18 protein-coding genes are annotated in these 22432 nt (G+C 71.4%); 7 read left to right on the top strand and 11 right to left on the bottom strand.

The window, feature by feature from the left end; all coding sequences use genetic code 11:
* Positions 1-202: 202 nt before the first annotated feature.
* The 3 genes from ACFYOY_RS01505 to ACFYOY_RS01495 all read left to right on the top strand — a co-directional run bounded on the left by ACFYOY_RS01505 (position 203) and on the right by ACFYOY_RS01495 (position 3952).
* Complete coding sequence (locus ACFYOY_RS01505) at positions 203-1285, top strand: helix-turn-helix domain-containing protein (RefSeq protein WP_351880342.1); 1083 nt, start codon at positions 203-205, stop codon at positions 1283-1285.
* 118 nt (positions 1286-1403) lie between these two features.
* Entirely contained in the window at positions 1404-2780 is a 1377-nt protein-coding gene (locus ACFYOY_RS01500; protein WP_351880345.1) for a hypothetical protein, read from the top strand.
* Entirely contained in the window at positions 2771-3952 is a 1182-nt protein-coding gene (locus ACFYOY_RS01495) for a hypothetical protein (protein WP_388584114.1), read from the top strand. The genes ACFYOY_RS01500 and ACFYOY_RS01495 overlap by 10 nt, the downstream gene beginning before the upstream one ends.
* A 6-nt stretch (positions 3953-3958) precedes the next feature.
* Here ACFYOY_RS01495 and ACFYOY_RS01490 read toward each other — a convergent pair whose 3' ends face one another.
* The 5 genes from ACFYOY_RS01490 to ACFYOY_RS01470 all read right to left on the bottom strand — a co-directional run bounded on the left by ACFYOY_RS01490 (position 3959) and on the right by ACFYOY_RS01470 (position 13326).
* Positions 3959-8233, bottom strand: a complete 4275-nt coding sequence (locus ACFYOY_RS01490) for a caspase family protein (RefSeq protein ID WP_351880350.1) — start codon at positions 8231-8233, stop codon at positions 3959-3961.
* Positions 8234-8237: 4 nt separating this feature from the next.
* Positions 8238-8600: a hypothetical protein gene (locus ACFYOY_RS01485; protein WP_351880353.1), complete on the bottom strand. Its 363-nt coding sequence runs from the start codon at positions 8598-8600 to the stop codon at positions 8238-8240.
* Between the two features lie 69 nt (positions 8601-8669).
* The gene (locus ACFYOY_RS01480; protein ID WP_388584109.1) at positions 8670-9563 is read right to left on the bottom strand and encodes a carbohydrate ABC transporter permease; all 894 of its coding nucleotides are present in this window, start codon (positions 9561-9563) and stop codon (positions 8670-8672) included.
* A gap of 168 nt (positions 9564-9731) precedes the next feature.
* On the bottom strand, positions 9732-11009 hold the full coding sequence (locus ACFYOY_RS01475; RefSeq protein ID WP_351880356.1) for an LCP family protein: 1278 nt from the start codon (positions 11007-11009) through the stop codon (positions 9732-9734).
* A gap of 184 nt (positions 11010-11193) precedes the next feature.
* Positions 11194-13326, bottom strand: a complete 2133-nt coding sequence (locus ACFYOY_RS01470) for a bifunctional polysaccharide deacetylase/glycosyltransferase family 2 protein (protein ID WP_351880359.1) — start codon at positions 13324-13326, stop codon at positions 11194-11196.
* A 157-nt stretch (positions 13327-13483) separates the two neighbouring features.
* Here ACFYOY_RS01470 and ACFYOY_RS01465 point away from each other — a divergent pair, with 157 nt between their 5' ends.
* Complete coding sequence (locus ACFYOY_RS01465; protein ID WP_351880362.1) at positions 13484-14269, top strand: methyltransferase domain-containing protein; 786 nt, start codon at positions 13484-13486, stop codon at positions 14267-14269.
* A gap of 18 nt (positions 14270-14287) precedes the next feature.
* Here ACFYOY_RS01465 and ACFYOY_RS01460 read toward each other — a convergent pair whose 3' ends face one another.
* Genes ACFYOY_RS01460 through ACFYOY_RS01450 form a run of 3 tightly spaced genes read right to left on the bottom strand, consistent with a single transcriptional unit; the run spans position 14288 to position 16904 of the window.
* On the bottom strand, positions 14288-15742 hold the full coding sequence (locus ACFYOY_RS01460; protein ID WP_388584104.1) for an FAD-dependent monooxygenase: 1455 nt from the start codon (positions 15740-15742) through the stop codon (positions 14288-14290).
* 34 nt (positions 15743-15776) lie between these two features.
* Positions 15777-16385 (bottom strand): TetR family transcriptional regulator, encoded by a 609-nt coding sequence (locus ACFYOY_RS01455; protein ID WP_351880368.1) that lies wholly within the window; start codon positions 16383-16385, stop codon positions 15777-15779.
* 60 nt (positions 16386-16445) lie between these two features.
* On the bottom strand, positions 16446-16904 hold the full coding sequence (locus ACFYOY_RS01450; RefSeq protein ID WP_388584101.1) for an ATP-binding protein: 459 nt from the start codon (positions 16902-16904) through the stop codon (positions 16446-16448).
* A 193-nt stretch (positions 16905-17097) separates the two neighbouring features.
* On the opposite strand from ACFYOY_RS01450, the gene ACFYOY_RS01445 reads away from it, so the two are divergent.
* From ACFYOY_RS01445 to ACFYOY_RS01435, 3 genes are all read left to right on the top strand, one after another.
* Positions 17098-17979, top strand: a complete 882-nt coding sequence (locus tag ACFYOY_RS01445) for a helix-turn-helix transcriptional regulator (RefSeq protein ID WP_351880374.1) — start codon at positions 17098-17100, stop codon at positions 17977-17979.
* A gap of 4 nt (positions 17980-17983) precedes the next feature.
* Positions 17984-18190 carry a DUF397 domain-containing protein gene (locus ACFYOY_RS01440; protein ID WP_388584098.1) on the top strand — a complete coding sequence of 69 codons (207 nt, stop codon included), beginning with the start codon at positions 17984-17986 and terminating at the stop codon, positions 18188-18190.
* Between the two features lie 79 nt (positions 18191-18269).
* Positions 18270-18491 (top strand): hypothetical protein, encoded by a 222-nt coding sequence (locus ACFYOY_RS01435; RefSeq protein WP_351880380.1) that lies wholly within the window; start codon positions 18270-18272, stop codon positions 18489-18491.
* A gap of 630 nt (positions 18492-19121) precedes the next feature.
* Here the strand turns inward: ACFYOY_RS01435 and pip are convergent.
* The 3 genes from pip to ACFYOY_RS01420 form a co-directional block, all read right to left on the bottom strand.
* Positions 19122-20078 carry a prolyl aminopeptidase gene (gene pip / locus ACFYOY_RS01430; protein ID WP_388584095.1) on the bottom strand — a complete coding sequence of 319 codons (957 nt, stop codon included), beginning with the start codon at positions 20076-20078 and terminating at the stop codon, positions 19122-19124.
* Between the two features lie 104 nt (positions 20079-20182).
* On the bottom strand, positions 20183-21079 hold the full coding sequence (locus ACFYOY_RS01425; RefSeq protein ID WP_351880386.1) for an NmrA/HSCARG family protein: 897 nt from the start codon (positions 21077-21079) through the stop codon (positions 20183-20185).
* A 434-nt stretch (positions 21080-21513) separates the two neighbouring features.
* A complete protein-coding gene (locus ACFYOY_RS01420; RefSeq protein ID WP_351880389.1) occupies positions 21514-22431 on the bottom strand; it encodes a sugar ABC transporter permease in 918 nt (305 codons plus the stop codon).
* Position 22432 lies beyond the last annotated feature (1 nt).

Below are 22432 nucleotides of genomic sequence, written 5' to 3'. Positions count from 1 at the left end.
CTCGCGTCGGCCGCAGCGGTCTTGATCATCCCCCCGTGGAAGATCAACGCCGCTGCGGCCGTGCGCCGTTGGCGAGGTTCACTCTTGAACGAACCGCCGGAGTGAACAAGGCTGTCCCTTGTCCGGGACCTGTCCCGGAGCAGTCCCGGACAGGGCCGGGACACAGGGGGCGGGACACAGGGGGCGGGGGAGAGAACCACAGATGGCCGATGCCGACAGGGCTCCCGATCCACAGGGGGCACAGAACGCCCGCGAGTTCATCGCCGCGCTGCAGGCACTCAAGGACTGGTCCCGGCTGACCTACCGGGAGTTGGCCGCACGGGCCGACGCGGTCGGGGACATACTGCCGCGCAGCACCATCGCCAATATGCTCGGGCGCGCCACGCTGCCCCGCGAGGAGCTGGTCGCGGCCTTCGTACGGGCCTGTGGCGTGGGGCCCGCGGAGCTCACCGTCTGGCTGGCCGTCCGCAAGGACCTCGCGACGCGCGCCGCCGAACCGGGGGCGGGTTCCCTCGCGGAGGCCGCGACGGACGCCACCCCGGCCGAGCCACTTGAGCAGGGTTCGCCCGCGTCGCCGACCGCGCCCTCCTCCTCCCGTACGCCCGAGGAGGGTACCCGGCGCTCCCGTAAGCCGATGCTGAGTGCCGCGCTCGCGCTGACGGTCGCCGTGGCAGCGACGGCGGCCGTGCTCGCCTGGCGGGCGCACGACGACGGGGGCGGCGAGGGCGACGGACCGGACAAGAAGGGCGGGTCCGCGGCGGTCTCCTCGGACGATCCGGCGCCCGCGCCCGGGAAGTACCGGATCCGGGCCGTCCACTCGTCGCTGTGTCTGTCCGAACGCCCCCAGGGGGACAAGATCGCCTGGGTCTATCAGGCGCCGTGCGAGGACGTCTTCCCCTCGTTCTCGCTCCAGCGCCTGGACGACGGGCTGTGGCGGATCGCCACCCTCCACCCCGAGCACGGCCTGGGCTGCTCCGGAATCATGGGCCAGAGCAAGGCCGAGGGCGCCTGGCTGGGCGACGACTACTGCGAGACCCGGGGAGCGGGCGAGGAGTTCCGGCTGGAGGCCGTCGACCGGCCCGCCGAGGGGTTCCGGCTGCGGCCCGCGCACACCGGCCAGTGCCTGGGGCTGCCCGACGGCACGCCCCGGCGCTGGGCCCATGTGGTCCAACTGCCGTGCCGGTCCGGCGCCCCGGGACAGGTCTTCCGCTTCGACCCGGCGGGCTCGGGGGCGAAGAAGGAGCCTTCGGGGGCGAAGAGGGAACCCTCCGGCGCGAAGGGATAGCCGCGAGTCCTCCGGCGCGAAGGGATAGCCGCGCCGCCGCCGCGCTCCCGCTCCTCTGATACTGTCCCCGCCTGATCAAGGGGGAACTGGTCAGGGGATGTAAGGAGTTTGGGGCGGGATGCGTGGTTTATGGGGCCGTGTGTGGCAGCGCCGCACGCCCCTCGTCGTACTGATGGCGGTGGTGGGGATCGCGGGAACCGTCCTCGCGACCCGGGACAGCGGCGGCGGCCATCTCGCCGCCAACCAGGCCCAGTTGAGGAAGGCGTGCGACGGCACCCTGCCGTACGGGGACCTCGAACGGCTGGTGCGTGACGAGCGGCCGGGCAAGCTCAGAGAGCACGGCACGATGCTCGCCCCCGGCCAGGAGAGCCGTTCGTTGCTGGACTGCTCGCTGTCGTGGGGAGACGGCTACGGGGTCACGGTTCATGCCGAGGCGCTGGTGTCCGATGTCCCCCAGGCCGTCGAGACCCGGGACCTCCTGGAACCGGCCGGTGGCCACGGCACCTTCGTGGCGCCGGGCACCACCGGCCAGTACGGGAAGCGGGGAGCCTGGCTGGTGACCGACTGCCTGGGCGGGCTCCGCGGCCGGGTCCGGCCCACGACCGACCTGTATGTGACGGCCCGGGTGGCGGACGGGACCAACGGGTCCGACGAGGCCGATGGGTCCGACGACGCAGACGGGCCCGACGAGACCGACGAGTCGACGTCGGGGAACGGCAAGCCGGACCGCGCCACCGCGCTCCTCGGCTTCCGTACCGCCGTACAGGTCGCCAACGTCCTCACCAAGGCCCAGCACTGCGGCTCCGGACCGCTCGCGATGCCGAAAACCGTGGTGGACACGGACGAGACCCATGGCGCGCCCGGCCGGGCGTTGCGCAAATGCGAGTGGATCGACGGCTCCTCGCTCCCCGGCATCGCCTCCGGCTCCTGGACCACCCTCGGCGATCTGCAGGAGTCCACCGGGCTGAGCGCCTGCGCCGGGGAGTGGGACGCGGAGAAGAACGCCGGCGAGCGCCCGCGCCCGAAGGAGTGGCAGGTCACCGAGGTCGATGCGGCCAGCTGGTCGGGGGTCCTCGGCCGGTCCGCCTACGACTCCTACGAACGCGAGGGCCATGTGCCCGGGTGGGGAGCGCAGGAGGGCGAGAGCCCCTCAGAAGCCGGTTCCGAGGCGGACTCCGAGGCGGACTCCGAGGCGGACGCCGATCGTGGTGTGCGCCAGGAGGACCGCGTCTCCTCCTACGCCGGACGCCCCCAACTCGCCCTGTGGGCCCAGTCGGTGTGCGGCGGCCGCAGCACCTACCACCGGGTCGCCGTCCTCCCCGAGATCCAGCTCGGGGACGGCGAGACCGCCGTCATCAGCGGCAAGGACCGCACCAGGCTCTCCACCACCGCCCGTACGGTCCTGGACCGCTATCTCGACGCCGAGGACGGCTGGCCCGCGTCGGCGGACTGCCGTGACACCAAGGTGCTCGGGGAGGTGGAGCAGTGGCACTGACCCGACCCACACTCACCCGGCGCCGGGTCCGGGCCCTGGCGGTCGTCGCGGTGGCGCTGGCCGCCCTCGCCGGAGCGATCGTCTGGTTCGCGGGCAGCGAGGACCGGGCGCTGGACGGGGCCTGCGACGGGGTGCTTCCGGTCGGCGAGGTCCGCACGGTGCTCGGCGAGGACGCCACGCTGGACGTCACGAACCGCACCGAGGGCTCCTTTGGCAACGCAGCCTCAAAGAGCGACAAGAGCGACAAGAGCGACAAGAGCAACGCCAGGCGGGCCAACTCCCTCTCCGTCCGCTGCCGGATCGCCGCCAAGGGCACCGGCCACATCGCCGTCTCCATCGCGGGCTCGCCCCGCCCCCGCGCCGAGTACGGATACGGCGAGCTCTACGCCGCCGTACCCGCGAGCCGCACGCTTCCCGTCCCCCTCGGCAACGGCTGGTCCGGCCTGTTCGCCACCGACACCGCACGGCTGGGCGACGCCGAGGACGGCACGGCCACCACCGCCGTACTGCTCGACTGCGCCCGGCGCGGCGACAGCCTGCTGATCACCGTCGAGACCGCGCTGCGCGGCGCCACCACCACCCTCGACGACCCCGCCGTCCGCCCCGACTTCGTCCGCACCGCCACCGCGACCGCCGAGGCGGCCAACGACCACTGGGGCTGCGACGCGCCCTTGGGCAAGCCGGTCCGCACCGTGGGCCTGCCGGTGAACGAGGACGAGTACGAGCCGCTGCTCGGCGCCGAGGGCACCTGCGCGGCCGTCCCCACCGCCTCGCGCTCCGCCGTCTCCACCGCCCGCGAGACGGCCCGCGACCGCGCACCGCGCGAGAGCTGCGTCCTCGGCACGCGGGACGGCTCACCGCTCTACCGTCTCGAGGCGTACTACGGCCCGTACGCGGAGGACGCCCGCTCCCAGTACACCCGGGACTACGACTACGAGAACGTGACCCCCGCCGAGAAGCCCGCCGGACGGCTCGGCCAGAGCGCCTACTGGGCCGGTGCCACCTGCCCGCGCGGCGCCGAGTCCGCCCTCTACCTCATCCGCGCCGCCGACGCCGACGGCGAAACCCGCCGCCGCCCCGACCTCGCCTACGAACGCGCCGCCCTGGCGGCGTTCGCCGCCGCCTCGGCCGAACACCACGGCTGCGCCGCGCCGACCCTGCCGGGCGGCTGAGGCCGGTCAGGCAGGCGGGAGGGGCGGCGGGACGTCGTGGAGGTTCCGCAGCTCCTCCTGGGCCTTCTCCCGCTGTGTGGCGTCGCAGAGTTCGTCGGTGGCGATGACTTCCAGGAGCGTCCGGGCCCGTTCGTGATGGGCCCGGCCGATCCCGCCGATCCGGGCGGCCGCCTTGACGCGGTACTCCGCCGGGCATGACTCGTCGGAGGCAATGGCCACCAAGGCGTCCACCACGGACTCCAGTGCTCCGGGGTCGACGTTGGCGAGGTCGTCCGCCGCGGCGAGCCGGGTCCTGGTGTGGGCGGCGTCGGTGATGACCGCCAGGAGGTCGCGCACGACCTGAGCGCGTTCCCGGGTCCCGCCCAGTTCGGCCAGGGTCCTGGCGAACCAGCCACGTCCGAAGGACCGTTCACCGGCCGTGGCCAGCCGGGTGCGCAGAATCCGGGCCGCCGCTTCCCGTTGGCCGGGGTCGATGTCCACCGCGGTCGTCAACGTCCATCGCACTTGGAGCCCGTCCAGTTCCGACGCCGCGTGGCGCAGCAGCGTGTCGACGACGCGGGACCGCGTGTGGGGCGCCAGCCGGACGAGGGAGTGCGCGACGTCCCGGCGTGTGTGAGGACTGAGGAACGGGGACTCCAGCACCCGCGTGAGAAGCGCTTCGGCCTCCTCGGCCCGCTCCGGCCCGAGCAGGGCCAAGGCCATGGCCAGTGTCGTGCATTCCACCAGCGATGTGTCCGGTGCGGTGATCCGGCCCAGCACCATCTCGAAGGCCCGCATCCGGTGGCCGTCGCTGAGCTTGCCGAGGTGGCCGGCGGCCGTCGCCCGGCAGTAGGGGGTCACCCCCGGGGCGCTGAGCGCCGCCTCCAGCACGGTGACCACATGGTCGGTGTTCTGCGGGTCCATGTCGCTCAGGTTCGAGGCCGCTTGGACTCGGTCGTCCCAGTCGTGGGCGGGGTCCGTCGCGATGGCGGTCAGCAGTGCCAGACAGCGATCCCTGGTGCGAGGCGCGAGCTCGGCGGACTTCACGACCGCGAGGATCTTGTACCCCACGCGGCAGTGCGGGGACTCGGCCAGCCGGTACAGCTCGTCGGCCACCTCGGCCCGGTGGGCGGCGTCGAGGTCGGCGAGCCGCTCCGCCGCGTCCATGCGGTCGTCCACGTCGAGACGGGAGTTGCGCACCAGGTCCCACAGCACGCCCACGGCCGGCTCGGCCCGGTCCAGAGCGATTTGTGCCAGTGTCTGGGCCGCCATGGCCCGCTGGCGGGCCTCGGCCCGGCGCGAGGTCATCACGTCCTCGAGGTGCTCGATGGACCGGGGCCTGCGGTCGGGGTCCAGTACGGCGATGACCCGTAGGAGATCGATCCGTTCGGATACGGAGGTGGCCGGGTCCTCGGCCGACGCCTCGAGTGCGGAGAGCGCCTCGGGGCACGAGGTGGGGGAGAGCTTGGCCAGGGACTCCCCGAGCGCCACGCGCTGATGGGCCGAGACACCGGGGGCCCACATGAGTTCATTCAGGCATTCCTGAGCCTGCGTCGGACGGTCACCCGCCAGGCTTCCCAGGGCTTCCGCCGCTGAACGGCGTTCGGAGAGGTCGATCCGGTCGTCACGGATCATCGTCAGCAGTGACTCGGCCGCACGGTCATGCGACGGGTGTCGGGTCCTGGCGACCGCGGTGGCCGCGCGCACCCGGTCCAGGTCCGGGAGGTGCGGGTCGTCGATGACCGTCCACAGGTACTCCACCGCCCTCTCCGCCATGGGCCCGCTGCGCTCGCTGAGCAGTTGGGCCGCGACGACGCGTCCGGTGGTGGCGGCCGCGTCGTCCCCCATGACCTGGGCGAGCGTCGTAGAGACCTCGGCGTCGCCCAGGAGCGCGGTCGTGGTGAGCAGGTCGTCCTGTTCGTCCGCCGGCCGGACCAGCATCCGCCGGAGCATCGCGCAGAACGTCGTGAGCACCGGCCCGCTGGCCCGCGCCCCGCGCAGCAGCAACTCACCGACCAACGCCTGATGGTGGTCCGTCCGCTGCTGGAGCCAGGGGAGCAGGGCGCTGTCCGGGTGGTTGTGCGTATGCCGGACCAGGACGAGCCGGGCGACCTCCTCCTGGCCCGTTCCGTTGAAGACGTGCCGGAGCCAGGTCCGCCAGACCTCCGCCTCCGGGTCGAACGCCCCCGGCAGCTCCGCCTCGTGGACCTCCGCCGCCAGGTGCTCGGCGAACGACAGGTGCCAGAACCGGACGTTGTCCCCGTCCCGGGTGACCAGACCGGTGTACTCCGCGAGGGCGAACAAGGTCCGGTGCCATCGCGGAGTGACCGGAATGGCCACGTCCAGTTCCTTGGCGAGCTGCCCCATCCACGTCTCGGCGTGGCCCCGCAGGTCTGTCTCGCCCTGGGACGCCGCTATGGCGAGCCGCTTGCCCAGCTCGGATCGGCGCAGTCGGATCTCGTCCACCAGCCGACCGCTGTTGGGCAGGTCCTCCAGGAGGGTCCGCAGACCCTCCTTCACCCGCTTGCCACGCCCCTCCGCCAGATGCGTCAGGAACTGCTCGTACAGGTCGAAGCGCTGCTTGGGCAGCGGGGTGTTCGGAGATTTCTCGAAGACGATCGCGGCGATGGTGGCGAGCAGCGGCACCTTGGCCACGTCCAGCAGGTGGCCCTCGCGGAGCTGGGCCAGGAACCGCTCCGCCTGCCCGCGGACCGGGGCGTCGTGGAACCACCCCGCCGCGAAGCGCTCCAGGCCGTCCGCGGTGAACGGCTCCAGCGTGTAGTGCGCCATGCCCGCGCGGATCAGCTTGTCGCGGTCGGCCGGGGTCGGCGGGCGACTGGTGAGGATCAGCCGGAACGGCAGGTCGCGCGGCGGGCCCAGAATGCCGTCCACCCAGTCCACGAGCCGGTCCCGGGCACTGATATCGGAGACCTCGTCGAGTGCGTCGATGAGGATCACCCACCGCCCGCCCGGGGCGGGCCGGTCCGGGAGCCGGTCCAGCCCGGTGGGGAGCATGCCCTTCTCGACCGAGGCGGCGATTGCCTCCTGCCAGGGCTGGTGGCTGAGCGCGTGCGGGGCGAGGCGCTTGGCCGTGACGCGGATCGGCACCGTGTTCTCCGGCAGGTCCCGGGGCAGCTGGCCGATGAGCGACGACTTGCCCATGCCGGGGCCGCCGGTGATCAGCAGATGCTCCGGCGACTCCAGGACGGACTTCAGGGACTGGGACACCCGGCGGTCCTGCTTGCCCTCCAGGGCCGGGGCACCGGCCTCGGCCCGGCGCTCCTCGCGCTCCCGCGACCGGGACCATTCACCGGGCCGGGACGGCTCCGGCATGCCGCCGCCGTGGTGCTCGGCGTCCAGGCCCTGGGCGGTCATCTGCTGGCGTACGTAGACCTCGGTGAAGCGGGGGCGGCGGAACCCTTCCAGAAGGTCCTCGTACGGGAAGCTGGCCGCCTCCTTCTTCTGGGCCTCGATCAGGCGGTCCAGGTCGTGCCGGCTCAGCCGCCCGGCGGAGGCGGTGTCCCCGCCCGTGGCGGGGGAGGCCGGGGGCAGCTCCGGGACCCAGGCCCGGTTGCGCACCAGGGCCACCCGGTCGGCCTGGTCGGTGGCCAGTTTGTGCGGCTTGGCCAGACCCTTGTGGGCGGCGGCCCGCCGGATGCCCTGGTAGAGGTCCTCGACGGTGAGCAGCTCCGGCCCGCCCGTCACACCCCCCTCGACCAGCGCCAGCAGCTCACCGGTGAAGTCGGTCAGCTCCGCGCCCTCCCGGGAGTACGACAGGGCGTTGGCCCCGGAGGAGGCGAGGACGTACGCGCCCTCGATCTCGGCCTCGTCCTTCAGATCGGTGGGTCCCATGGCGACCGCGGCCTGGCCGCTGTAGCAGCAGTCGAGCACGACCACCTTGCGCCGGGCCCGCCGCGGCTGCTGAACCTTCTCGCGGACGCCCTTGTAGCGCAGGGCCCAGTGCAGCCGGGCCTCCTGGTCGGCGGCCGGGAGCGCCAGACAGAGCCGGTCCGAAGCGTCCGTGGCCTGCGTGTCGATCAGCCCGTGCCCGGCGTAGTAGACGAAGAGGGTGTCGCTCGCCTCGTCGGCCGCCTGCCCGAGCGCGTCGATCACCTCTTGGCCGTAGCGGGGTTGGAGGATCTTCCAGCAGTGCTCCTTGGGAAGCCCCCACAGCTCCGGGTCGGTCAGCGCGTCGTACAGCCGGTTGATGTTGTTCTCGACGGGGGCCAGGTCGTCAAGGTGGTCGAAGGCATGGACGCCGATCAGCACCGCCCGTGAGGTGGCCGGGTCCGGCAGCCGCACGGCCTCAGCCCTCCGCACCCGAGTCGGGGGTGTTCAGGGCCTCCAGCAGCCGGCGCACCGCCTCCGGGTCGTCGGTGTGCACGGTGACCGTCGTCCCGTTCGCGTGGGCGTTCAGCGGAGGTGCGGACGGGTGGGTCCTACGCCATGCGGCCAGGGCCAGGGCGAGGTTGGCCAGCGCGGTGGCGTGCGTGAGCACGACGTTCACCACGTCCCAGGCGCCGCCCATGGCGCCTTCCTCCCGTGGGGCCTCCCGCAACTCGACCTCGGTCGTCCGCTCCAGCGCTTCGTCCTTGTAGAGCCACTGGTACAGCGACAGCAGCGCCTCGCTCTCGCCCTCGGCGTCCTGCTTCTCGATGCGGAACTCCACCTGCGCCCCCTCGCCCGTCCAACTCCCCTGCCACCACAGGCCGTAGCAGCGGATTTTCTCACGGATCCGTCATCCCTTGACGGCGCCGCCCAGGGCGAAGCCGCCGCCCAGGCGGCGGGAGATCAGGACGTAGAGCAGCAGCACGGGCGTCGAGTAGAGGATCGAGAAGGCGGCCAGCTGGCCGTAGACGACCTGGCCGTAGTTGCCGAAGAAGGTGAAGATCGAGACGGACGCGGGGAGTTGCTCGGGGGAGAGCAGCAGCATGAAGGGGACGAAGAAGTTGCCCCACATCATGATGAAGCTGTAGATCATCACCACCGTTATGCCCGGGCCCATCAGCGGCAGGATGACCCGGGTCAGGCTCTGCAGCCAGGAGGCGCCGTCGGTCCAGGCGGCCTCTTCCAGGATCACCGGCACGCCGTCCATGAAGTTCTTCATCAGCCAGACGGCGAAGGGGAGTTGGGAGGCGGCGAGGAAGAGCGCCGTGCCGGACATGGTGTCGATGAGGTCCACCTGGACGAAGAGTCCGTAGACCGGAACCATGATCGCGGTGATCGGCAGACAGGTGGTGAAGAGCACCGTCAGCAGATACGGGCGCACCACGCGGGAGCGGAAGCGGGAGAGGGGATAGGCGGCCAGCGCCGCGCAGGCGACGGTCAGGATGGTGGCGCCGCCGCACAGGAGCAGGCTGTTGAGCATCGGCGTGAAGGTGATCTCGTCCGTCCACACCGCCGAGAAGTTGTCCAGCGTGGGCGAGCCGGGCGCCGAGACCCGCAGGGTGGCGTCGCTGTCGATGGAGGCCAGGACCAGCCAGGCGAGCGGGAGCAGAAACGCGGCCGCGATGAGCAGCAGCGCGGCGTCGGCGGCCAGTCGGCGGCGTCGGCTCGGGGACCAGCGGGGGCGCGGGCGGGACGTGGCGGAGCCGGGCCATGGGCGGGCGGGGCGGGCGGAGAGCGTGGACAACCTCGGACCTCCTCGCGCGCTTGCGAGCGCAGTCGATCAGCGTGCCGTCCATGAAACCGGTTGCCGCTCGCGTTGGGGAAGACGCGTGCGCGGTTCGCTCGCCTTACGGCCTCGCCTTACGGCCTCGCCTTACGGCCTCGCCTTACGGCCTCGCCTTACGGCGTGGGCCTACGGCCTCGGCGGGGCGATGTCCACCGGCTGGTCGTTCCGCAGCTGGTCGAAGAGGCGCCTCGCCTGCGTCACGTTCCACTGCACGGCGCTGCCCTTGGAGGTCCGGAGGTTGGTGTTGGACACCGGGACGTTGAGCTGCCTGCCGTTGCCCGAGGTGACGCCCTTCATCGCCTCGAACAGCGACATCAGGTTCCGCAGGCCCATGTCCTTGTCGACGATGAGCGTGTCCAGCCCCGCGCGTACGGTCGGGAAGGCCGCGAACGGGTTGGCCAGGACGCCCGGTGTGGCGGCCTTGTCGGCGAGAGCGGCCAGGAACTTCTGCTGGTTCTGGGTGCGGCCCAGATCGCCCTTGGCCTCCTGCTTGCGCTGGCGGACGAAGGCGAGGGCCTTGGCGCCGTCGAGGGTGTGGCAGCCCTTCTGCAGATCCAGGCCGGATTTGGGGTCCTTGATGTCGCGGTCCACGCACATCCGTACGCCGCCGACCGCGTCCACGACATCCACGAACCCGGAGAAGCCGATCTCCGCGTAGTGGTCGATGCGCAGCCCCGTGTTGCGTTCGATGGTCGAGACGAGGAGATCGGGGCCGCCCATCGAGTACGCCGCGTTCAGCTTGTTCCGGGACGGGGCGAAGGTCTTGCCGGTGTCGGGGCGGAGGAACCCCGGGATGGTCACCCAGGAGTCGCGCGGCAGGCTCATCATCGTGGTGCCGTTGGAACCGGTGTGCAGCACCATCATCGAGTCGGTGCGGCGGCCCTCGGCCGAGCCGGTGCGCAGGTTCTTCCTGGCCTGCTCGGAGAGGCCCTCCCGGCTGTCGGAGCCCACGATGAGGTAGTTGGTGCCCTTGCCGGGCGGTGGGCGGTCCGGTGACTTGCCGAGGTCGACCTCGCGGTTGAGCTGGGTGTCGGCCCAGACGTAGGCGCCGCCGGAGGCGAGGAGCAGCGCGGAGACGGTCACGATGGCCAGCCGGGTGATCCGGCGGCGCCGGCTGAGCGGCTCCTTGGGGGCGCGGCGCCGGACGGTGGGGGTGGGGGAGGGGGAGGGGGTGGGGTCGGGTTCGGGTGTGGGGGTGAGTGCGGGGGTGGCCAGGGTCTCCTCGCCCCTGCGGTACGGGGCGGGTTTGGTGGGGACGCCCGGGGTTCCCTGTGCGGGCATGCCCTGGGTCCCCTGCACGGGGGTCCCCTGCACGGGGATGCTCTGCGTCTCCGCCGTGGAGATGTCCCAAGCGCGCCCCGACGGCCGGTTCGCGGCGGCCCACCCGTCCAACCGATCGCTCATGGGCGCAGTCTGCCCAGGGGCCGGAGGGGCCCGCCGCCGCTTCATAGAGCTATGACAACTTCGGTGCGGCGTTGAACGCGGGGGTGGTCCCCATCCGTCAGGTCGTCGATGCCGTCACTTCGATGCCGTCACTTCGATGCCGTCACTTCGATGCCGTCACTTCCATGCCGTCACGTCGATGCCGTCACTTCGATGTCAGGCTCCGGTACGCGGGCGCCTCGCCGAGTGCCTGGGCGGCCGTCCCCGAGCGCTGGATGCGGTGCCACCGCAGCCGCGTCCCGAGCAGGAGGGCGACCACGGACTGGATGACCACCAGATACATCAACTGCCGGTAGACGAAGAGCTGGAACGGCAGTGACCACAGCGCCCGCATCCGCTCACCGTCCAGCCGCAGCGCGTATCCGGCGCAGACCATCTGGATCGCGAGATAGCCGAACCACACCCCGGCCGCCTGCCCCGGGTCCAGGAAGAGCGCACCGTACAGGGCGAAGAGGTCGATCACGGGCGCCAGCAGCGGCAGCAGCACCTGGAAGAGCGTGAGATAGCTGAGCCCCCGGCGGCCGAACCGCCCCACCGAGCCCAGGGAGACCACCGCGCGGCGGTGCTTCCACATGGCCTGGAGGGTGCCGTACCCCCAGCGGTACCGCTGGCGCCACAGCTGGCGCAGGGAGGTGGGGACCTCGGTCCAGGCGACGGCGGTCTCCTCGTACACCACCCGCCAGCCCGCCCGCCACAGGGCCATCGTGAGGTCGGTGTCCTCGGCGAGAGTGTCCTCGCTGACCCCGCCGACGCCCATCAGCGCGTCCCGCCGGAAGGCCCCGATGGCGCCGGGCACGGTCGGCATGCACTCCAGCACCTCGAACATCCGCCGGTCGAGGTTGAACCCGAAGACGTACTCCAGGTGCTGCCACCGGCCCAGCAGGCTGCGCCGGTTGCCGACCTTGGTGTTGCCGCTGACGGCGCCGATGGCCGGGTGGGCGAGGGGCTGGATGAGCTGGTGGACGGCGTCCGGTTCGAAGACGGTGTCGGCGTCGACCATCACCACGATGTCGTGCCGGGTGTGGGCCAGCCCGGTGTTGAGGGCGGCGGCCTTGCCCGCGTTGGGCTGGCGGACCACCAGCACCCGGGGGTCGTTGACGCTCGCGGCGATATCGGCCGTACGGTCCGTCGACCCGTCGTCGATCACGACGATCTGGAGGCGCTGATGGGTGGAGGCGAGCAGCGACCGGATGGTGGCCTCGATGCCCGCCTCCTCGTTGTACGCGGGGATGAGCACCGTCACCGGCTCGTTCACCTCGCGCAGCCAGGGCGCGCCGGGCCGGAAGCGGGTGAGCCGCCGGACATGGGTGCGGGCGAACAGCACGAGCATCAGCAGCCGCAGCACCCCCAGCGCCCCCGCGATCCCCAGCACCCAGGTCATGGTGGACACGAAGCCGCGGCCGATGGCCGCGACCCAGATCAGCGCCTTGCCCTCCCAGCGTTCGAGGCCGGAGACCGGGACGTCGACCGGGGGCACGCCGAGCCCGCCGGTCACCGTGGTGAACTTCTTCGCCCGCGGGTCCTTCAGCAGCTTCTCGGTCTCCTGATACGCGGTGTCCGTCTGGCTGAACTGCCGGACCACCCCCTGCGCGGGCTTCCTGGCCGACCGGTCGGCGGCCACCAGCGCGTAGCCCTCCTCGGCGACCCGCCGCGCCGCCTGCCACTCGTCGCCGCACAGCGTGTCCACATCGGTGGTCAGCGGCAGCCGCAGCAGCCTCGGCTGGACCCCCACGGAGCCCGCCAGCGCCGACTCGGTGAGGGACAGCTCCATCCGGGAGCGGCTGGAGGAGGCGGTGCCCATGTCGGCGCCGGTGTAGGTGTTCGACCCGATCTCATGGCCCTCGGCGCGGATCCGGCGTACGAGGTCGGGGTACTGCGCCGCCTTGGCGCCGGAGACGAAGAACGTGGCCCGCGCGTCGTACCGGCGCAGCAGGTCCAGCAGGCGGGGGGTCTGGACGGGGTCGGGCCCGCCGTCGTAGGTGAGCGCGACCGTTCCGGCGGGCATGCCCACGGTCCGCACCTGATCGCCGTTGATCTGCACCACCGGCCCACCGTCGGCCAGCGCCTGCGGCACCGGGCTGGTGCAGGGCCGCCGCGCCTTCGCCGCGTCGACCTCATGAGTGGTCCAGCCCTGGAACATCAGCAGGCCGAACATGACGGGGAGGACGAGGAGCAGAAGCAGCCAGTGCGCGCGCGGGTCACGGGACCGCTTGTGCCGCCCTCCTCGGGACACGTGGCTGGATTCCTGGCGTTTTTTCGACCGGTTGCCCTCAAACATGGTTGGTCGCACGGTAGTTGCGGGGCCCGGAGCGGGTCCGGTGATGCAGCGCGAATGGATAAGAATTCCCGGGTCGCCACCCGCCGCGCGGCCGGATCACGTAGTGCACACGAGGAAGCGGTCACCTCCGCGAGGCGGCTCTGCTTGACTGACGCCCATGACCTCTGCCGATGCGTCCGTCTTCGAGACCACCAGGCCCGCGTCCGCCGACTACCTCGTCCGGTTCGCCGCGAGCGACGCCGGACGCGACTACAAGGGGCGGATGCTGGACGCGCTCGATCTCCGGGCCGGGCTGGCCGTCCTCGACGCGGGCTGCGGCCCCGGCGCCGATCTCCCTGCCCTCGCGGAGGCGGTCGCCCCGGGCGGTACGGTCATCGGGGTCGACCGCGACCAGGAGATGCTGGACGCGGCGGCGGCGCGCACCGCCGTGCATCCGGGCGTCGAGCTGCGGCGGGGCGATGTCCACGCCCTGCCCCTGGACGACGCGGCGGTGGACCGCGCCCTCACCGACCGGGTGCTGCAGCATGTGGACGACCCGGCGCGGGTCCTGGCCGAGTTCCACCGGGTCCTGCGGCCTGGCGGGCGGCTGGTGATGGGCGAGCCCGACTGGGACACCCTCGCCGTCGACCACCCCCACCCGGCGCTCTCCCGCGCCTATACCCGCCACGTCACCGAGCAGGTGATCCGCAACGCCGCCATCGGCCGCCAGCTCGCCCGTCTCGCCACCGACGCCGGGTTCCGCGTGCCGGAGGTCATTCCGGTCACCCAGGTCTTCCGCGATGTCCGCGCGGCGGACCGGGTCTTCGGGTTCGAGCGCACCACCCGCCGTGCCGTCGAGGCCGGTTACCTCAGCGAGTACCAGGCGGCCGTCTGGCTGCACCACCTCGCCCACCGCCCGTTCTTTGCCTCGGCGACGCTGTACGTGGTGGTGGCGGAGGCGTAAGCCGGTCGTGCCGCAGCCTCAGGCGGACCTGAACCAGGTGGCCAGCGCCTCGTGCAGACCGTCGCTCGTCGTGCCCTGCCAGGCGATGTAGCAGTCGGGCCGGAGGAGTAGGGCGGTGTCGAGGTCGGGGGCGGGCACGGTGTCGACGTGCGCCGCCCAGGGGCCCGGGTCGAGGGTGGCGGTGGGGTCCAGGAGGAGGGGGCGGGCGGTGCGGGTCAGGTCGCGCAGGCCCGGCAGGTCCGGGGCCCAGTGGCCGACGAGCGGTCCGGTCGCCGGGCCCATGTCGTAGGTGATGTCCGCGCCGGAGAGCAGCCCGGCGATGTGCTGCCGGGTCGTGGGCTGGTCGAGCAGTTCGCCGAAGAGTTCGCGCAGCGCCGTCACATCGCCGCCCGGCCGGATCAGCAGCGACTGCGCCTGGGTGTGCATGGCGACCCGCCGCGCCGCCGGGTGCCGTTCCGACTCGTACGTGTCCAGCAGCCCTTCCGCCGCGTGGCCGCGCAGTTCCGCGGCCAGCTTCCACCCGAGGTTCACCGCGTCCTGGAGGCCCAGGTTGAGCCCCGGGCCGCCGATCGCCGAGTGCACATGTGCGGCGTCGCCGAGCAGCAGGACACGGCGATCGCGGTACCGCTCGGCGATCCGGGTGTTGCCGCCGAACAGCCGCCGCATCAGGTGTGGTCCCGGTCCGGTCGGCGGGTCGAGGGCTACGTCCGTGCCGAGCACCCGGCGGGCGCTGGCCCGCAGTTCGTCCAGCGATGCCTCGCCCTCGGCCGGCTGCCCCCATTCCACGGTGGTCAGCTTCGGGTCACCGTCCCTGGAGGGCGCCCAGGCGATCAGCCCGTGCTCGGTCCGCAGATGCTGGAACGGTGGGACGGCGCCGAAACCGGGCACGGTCAGGCTGCCATCCGGGCCGATCAGGTCTGCGGGCACGCTCACATGTCCGGTGCGCGACACCGAGTCGTCGCTCGTCACGCCGGGGAAGTCGATGCCGGTGAGCTTGCGGACCGTGCTGCGCCCGCCGTCCGCGCCGACCAGGAACTCCGCCTCGATCGGCTCCCGCCCGCGCAGCTCGACCGTCACCGACTTCTCGCTCTGCGTCAGCCCGATGACCTCGTGGCCGCGCCGGATGTCGACACCCAGCTCCGCCGCGCGCTCGGTGAGCATCCGCTCGATCCGGAGCTGTGGCACCAGCAGCGTGTACAGCGGGTTGTCCGGCAGATCGCTCAGGTCGAGCGGGAACGCGCCGAACGTGAAATGAGGAGCCGGCCTGGGGGTGGTGCCGGGCGTGGCCAGCCGCTCGTACAGCCCGCGTCGGTCGAGCATGCGGATGACCTGGCCCACGAGGCCGTTCGCACGCTGTGTGTCGGTTGGTTCGGTGAGGCGTTCCAGGATGACCGGGCGCACACCGGCCAGGGCGAGTTCGCAGGCGAGCATCAGGCCGTTCGGCCCCGCGCCTGCGATGACGACCTCGATCATGAATTCCCCTTCAGGGCAGATGAGTTGGAGGGTTTTACAGGGTGGACAGCCCCGCCGCGAACCGGGCGAGAGCGTCCGTGAGCAGGTGGCGCACCGGCACGGGTGGATCGGTGCGGAGATGGTGGGCGATGGCGGTGTGTACGGCGGCCACCACCGCGGAGGCCACGAGGTGCGGGTACAGGTCCTGATCGAGGTCGCCGCCGGTGCGTTCGGCGATCGCGGCGGCGATCTCGGTCTCGGCGATGGCCCCGGCCCGCAGCATCTCGCCGCGCAGGGCCGGTTCGGCGACCATCACGCGCACGCCCGCCGTCCACTGCGCCGCGTCGGTGGCCGGGGGATGGCTCATCGACTCCGCGTCCGCCGCGAACTGCAGCATTACGGAGTCGGTGATCGCGTCCCACAGCGGCTCATCCGGCCGTTCGCGCAGCGCCTCCGCGATGCGCTGGAAGCGGTCGAGGTGGCGGAAGGCGATCGCCTCGGCCTTGCTCGAGAAGTAGTTGTTGAACGTGCGCGGCGAGACACCGGCCGCCTCGGCGATGTCCTCCACCTTGACCTTGTCGAACCCGCGCTCCACGGTCAGCCGGATCGCGGCCCAGCTCAGTGCCGCGTGCGTCTGGGCCTTCTTACGCTCTCGCAGTCCCATGCGATGAGAGTAGCAATTTTTGCGTGCCCCGCAAATCTGCGGGGCCCGCATTTTTTTGGGCTAGGGGTCGGCTTGAGCCGGCGAGCTGGTCAGGTCCAGCTCGGCCCAGATCTCCTTGCCCACGGTCCGCTCCCGCACGCCCCAACGTGCGGCGAGGGCGTGGACGATGAGCAGGCCACGGCCGTGCTTGTCACGGGGCGACGGATGGCGGGGCCGGGGGAGTCGCTCGCCCCGGGGGTCGGATACGGCGATGCGTAAGCGGGTTTTGGTGAGGGTGAGCTGGACCCGGAAGAGCCGCCCGGGGATGCGGGCGTGCCGTACGGCGTTAGTGGCCAGCTCGGACACGATGAGCGCGGCGTCGTCGGCGAGCGCGGGATGGCCCCACTCGGCGACGAGTCGCGTGGCGTGCTGGCGGGCCCTGGTCACGCTTATCGGTGTCGGGACGTAGTCGACGCGGCCCTCGTCGATGACGGGGTCGCTGGGGTCCGGGATCCGGGGGTCTTGGGGCGCGAATGCCATCGCGTACCTCCAGTGGGCAGGGCAGGGCGGAGCGCGTCCGCCAACTGACGTCCCTGTGCGAGCGGTTCATTACGGACCGTAGCCCTGCGGGCGTGATCGGTTCAACTCCACTGAGGAAAATTCAACCGATCTCGCTTGCGGGGTGTTTCGCTACGCTCCAGACTGACGTCACATCACGGAGGAGAGGTGCGCGGTGACAGAGGGTCAGTCCACCCAAGGGAACAGCACATCAAGCGTCTTGGGGAGGAGGCTGGGCGCCGAGCTGATGAACCTCCGGACCAGAGCGGGCCTGACGCAGACGCACGCGGCGAAGGCGCTCAGCGCTTCGACGGGCAAGGTCGCCAAGATGGAGGGCGGGTGGGTTCCCGTCCGGGACCCGGACATCCGCGCCCTGTGCACGTTGTACGGCGCCGACGACCCTGCGACGGTGGGCGCGCTGCTGGAGCTGGCGCGCATCGACCGCGAACGCCGCAAGGCGAAGGGCTGGTGGAACGAGGCCGCGTTCACCGGCACGATGAAGGAGTACGTGCCGCTGGAGAATGCTGCCACCGCGATCAAGGCGTGGCAGGTTTCTTTCATCCCGGGCCTGCTCCAGACCGTTGGCTACGCACGATCAGTGCGCCGAGTGACCGTGCCAGAAGAGCATCCGGACCGCGTGGAGGAGTTCGCCGCGTCCAGAGCCGCGCGGCAGGGCAGACTTTCAGGCGAGTCGCCACTCTCCCTCTGGGCCGTCATTCCGGAGGCAGCGCTACGCATTCCCGGGGCCGAACCCGAGGTGGCGCGTGAGCAGTTGTCGACCCTCCTCGACTGGGGCGAGCGGCCGAACGTCACCATCCAGGTACTCCCGTTCAGCGCTGGACTTGTGGCGGGGCTCACGGGCTCCTTCAACGTCCTCTCGTTCGCCGAGCCCGGGGCCATGGACGTGGTCTACATGGAGCTGCCGCTATCCGAAATGTGGGTGGAGGGTGGCGATGGCGCCGCGCAGCACGCAAAACTGTTCGATGAGACTGCGAAGATTGCGCTCTCCGAAGCCGAGTCCCGCACCTTCATCGGGGCGCTGATCAAGAAACTGTGAGCTCATGACGACCTTCGTTTTCCGCAAGTCGAGCTACAGCAATGGAACGCAGGAGTGCGTCGAGGTGGCCACGAACGTGCCCGGCACCGTGGCGATACGCGACTCCAAGGACCCGGAGGGTCGAATACTCAGGTTCACCCCCGCCGCGTGGAACACCTTCGCGGCGGCGGTGCGGCGGGGGCCGGAGGAAAAAAGTTCGGCGTCGGTGTAACGGATCCGGGGTCCATCGAGCCCGTACCGGTCGTGTGCCGCGTCATCAGGATGTGGCCGTCCGATCGCGAGGCGATGTGATGATCGATCCCTTGTTCCTTCCGGTGCTCGGTGCGGGCTGGTCCGTGCTGGTCCGCCTGGGCGCTGCCGCCGCCGAGGTGTGGGTGTTGCGCGGGCGGGCCCGGCTGACCGCGGCGGCCGCCAGGGCGCCGGAAGGGCTTGAGCTGGGAGGGCGCGGGCGGGACGGCGCGACGTGGTACGTGCGGACGGCGCAGAGGGAGGGCGGCGGGCGTGCGCGATGAAGCTGCGGGCGGTCGCCCCAGGAGCGGTGGCCTGACGGTGGCCGAGCTGGACCGTGACAACGGGCGATTCTGGAAGGTGGAGCTTCACGCCTACGCCAAGCGTCAACTGCGACAACACGACGTCCTGTCGGGCCGGTTGGACGCCGACGATGTGGTCCAGTCCACCTGGCTGGAGCTGCACACCGCGAAGGCGGGGATCCGGCGGGCCGATCGGTACGCGTACAGGGTCGCTCGGAATGCGATCCGCCGGGCCGCCCGGGAGGGCCGTCGGGACCCCTCGACGGCTCTGGTTTCCGACGACGAGACCGCGCCCGTCGAGACGTACGTGGCCGCGCGTGAGCAGGAGTGGAACTCCCCCGTCGAGTACCGCGTGTTGCAACAGGAGACGGCGAGCGAGATCGCCGCGGCCAAGGGGCGGCTGACCCCTTTGCAGCGTGGCGCGGTCGAGGGAACGGTGGAGCATGGTCTTCACCTGGGACAAGGTCGGCCTGGAGGCAACGAGACGCTGAGTGAGGATGGCTTGACGGCGGCGGTGCGGCCGGGTTCACAGCCCCCGCCGCCTGGGCGGACTTCCGGGATGCCCTCGCCCAGGGGCGCACCGCGGTGTGACCCGCGCACCGCGGTGAGCCCCTACGCCCCGAACCGCGCGATCGCATCAAGGACCGCGCCCCGCATCGTGGGGCTGCCCGTGTGTCCCGAGTCGTCGATCACCTTCAGCTCCGCGTCCGGCCAGGCTTTGGACAGCTCCCACGCGCTCTTGAGCGGACTGCCCAGGTCGAGTCGCCCGTGGATCAGCACTGCGGGGATGCCGGCCAGCCGATGTGCGTCATGGAGGAGTTGTCCGTCCTCGAGCCACGCGTCATGGGCGAAGTAGTGCGCGCAGATCCGGACGAAGGCCATCAGCGCGTCGTCGGTCTTGTCGCTGTAGTAGCCGGGACTGCCAAGTGCCTCGTGGGCGATGACGGCATCCTCCCAAGCGCACCAGTCCCGCGCGGCCTTGACCCTGACCGCCTCGTCCGGACTGTTCAACAGCCGGTCGTAGGCCGCGACGAGGTTGCCGCCCCGGTCCGCCTCCGGCAGCGCGTCGCGGAACGTCTCCCAGGGGCCGGGCAACAGGCGTCCGACGCCGTGGTACAGCCAGTCGATCTCGTCCGGCCGGGTCATGGTGACGCCTGAGATGACGATCTCGGAGACCCGCTCGGGGTAGCGCTCGGCGTAGGCGAGGATCAGCGTTGAGCCCCAGGAGCCGCCGTAGAGGAGCCAGCGCTCGATGCCCAAGTGCTCGCGCAGCCGCTCCATGTCGGCTATGAGGTGGTCGGTGGTGTTGTGATCGAGGCTGACGGACGGGTCGGAGGCGTGAGGCAGGCTCTCACCGCAGCCACGCTGATCGAACAGGACGATCCGGAAGACCTCGGGATCGAACATCGTGCGCCCGCCGCGACGCCCTCCGCTGCCGGGGCCGCCGTGTACGCACAGGGCCGCCTTCCCCTGGGGATTCCCGCTGGTCTCCCAGTAGATCCGGTTTCCGTCACCGACCTCGAGGAGGCCGTGCGCATACGGTTCGACGGGCGGGAACGGCCGAGCCATGGAGGTCTCCTCCTGAAGGCGTGAAGAACAACCTCGCGAGGCTAGCCGACGGCTGGGATGGCGTCTCCTGATTTGTCCTCAGCTCGTGTGGCCCTGTCGGTCGGCTACATGTTCAGTAGGGCCTTGAAGCGCGCCGCGCCGTGGTGGGTCAGCCAGTCCCCGAAGGTGAGCAAGCCGGGGTGGAGAGCGCGTAGGGGCTCGATGTCGACCAGGGTGTAGATGCCGTCGTTGAGGGACTGGATGCCGCGGGCCGCCTCCTCGCTCCGGGCGCGTACGGCGTCGAGGGGGATGTGGACGTACGGGACCTCCTGGCCCGTGGCACGGCTGATGGCGGCGGCGGTCTCCGGCGGGGTGAGGGTGTCGCCCGCCAGGTCGAAGGTGCGGGAGCGGAAGCGGTGGGGGTCGTCGAAGGCGAGGGCGGCGAAGGCCGCGATGTCGGCCAGCGCGATGAACTGCTGGCGGGTGTCCGGGTTGTACGGGGTGGCCAGGGCGCCGCCCCGCAGACCCCATACAGGGTGGAGGAGGTTCTCCATGAAGGACGTGGGGCGCAGGACGGTCGCGGGCATGCCGATCGCGCCGATGTGCTCCTCGATGCGCCGCTTGCTCTCCAGCGTCGACAGCCCGCTGTCACCGTCGGCGCCGAACGCGGACGCGTAGACGAGGAGTTGAGCCCCGGCTGCCAGCGCGGTGTCCGCCAGGTTCCTGCCCCGCCGTACCTCGTCGTCCGGTCCGTATTCCGCGGGCAGGCCCGGCATGCCGGGGGTGGGCTGGACGCTGAACACACCGTGGGCTCCGCGGGCCGCCGCGTCGAGCGAGGCGCGGTCGTCCAGGTCGCCCGCGGCCAATTCGGCGCCGGACGAGGCGAGGGCGACTGCCGCGGGGCTGGTGGTGTCCCGGGTGAGCGCGCGTACGTGCCAGCCGTCCGCGAGCAGTCGCCTCGCGGTGGCGCCGCCCTGCTGACCGGTCGCGCCGGTCACCAGGATGATGCGTTTCGACGTCATGGGGGTCATAGGGGAAGGCCGAAATCGGTCGGTGCGAGATGTGCGGTGACCCGCTGCCCGGCGACCGCACCAGCCGCGCGGGCCGGCCCGCGCGGTTCTGCGGGGCGGCATGCAGACAGAAGGCCCACCGGCGGCGCACGCGCGCGAGCGGCTGACCGTCTGCCCGTGACCGAACGGACGCGGAGGCGGCTGGGTGACGTACGTCATGGGAACGTGGCCGTCCCCGCGGACAGTTGAGGGTGTGACCACAGGCAGGGACATCAGCCCGGCGTCGGGCATAGGACCGTCGACCAGCGCCACGGCGGCGGTGTGCGCCCTGCTGGTCGCGGCGGTGCTGACGGGGGCCGCGCTCGCGGCCCCCGGATCCGGCCTCGGCGTGCGGACGGAGGGGATCGCCACCGGGGACCCTGCCGGGTCCATCGCCCCGGCGGGCTTCAGACCTCCTCGCGCATCAGCCGCAGGTACACCACCGAGAACAGGGCTCCCACCAGCAGCAACAGCAGCGCCACCGCCGTGCCGTAGCCGATCAGGGACTTGTTGAACGCCTGGTCGTACATGAAGACCGGGAGGGTCTGGCTGCGGTTTCCCGGGCCGCCCCGGGTCATCGCCCAGATGAGGCCGAACACCGAGAGCGTCTGCAAGGTGTTCAGCATCAGGTTGGTGCCGATGGAACGGCGGATCATGGGCAGGGTGATGTGCCAGAAGCGGCCGAGCCCGCCGGCGCCGTCGACCTCCGCCGCCTCGGTGATCTCCTTGGGGATCTCGGACAGGGCGGCGGAGTAGACGAGCATCGAGAAGGCCGTGCCGCGCCAGACGTTGGCGAAGGACACGGCGAGGATGGGCAGGGTGTAGAGCCAGTTCTGGGACGGCAGGCCCAGCCAGTCCAGCAGCGCGTTGAGCGTGCCCTCGCGGCGGAAGAACGCGTACAGCAGGAAGCCCGCCACGATCTCGGGGACGACCCAGGCCGCGATGACGATCGCGCCGGTCAGTGTCCGCACCGGCCGGGAGGCGCGCTGCATCAGGGCGGCGAGGGCCAGGCCCAGGGTGTTCTGGCCGACGACGGAGGAGAGCAGGGTGAAGACGAGGGTGAGGACGACGGCGTTGCGGAAGTCGTCGTCCCCGAAGGCGCGCTGGAAGTTGTCCAGCCCCACGAAGTCCGTGGAGGACGCGCCCGTGAGCTGCATATTGGTGAAGGCGATATAGACGCAGTACGCGATGGGGCCACCGAGGAAGAGCAGCAGCATGACGGTGGCGGGGGCGAGCGGAAGCCAGCGCAGGGGGCGGCCGCGACGGGGGCCCGGCCGGGCCGGGGTGTCTGTCGGGGCCGCCGCCACTTTGGTCGCGGTTGCCATC

The organism is Streptomyces sp. NPDC007875 (assembly GCF_042868035.1).
GTDB classification, from domain to species: Bacteria; Actinomycetota; Actinomycetes; order Streptomycetales; family Streptomycetaceae; genus Streptomyces; species Streptomyces antimycoticus.
This window is presented reverse-complemented; position numbering and strand designations above follow the sequence as displayed.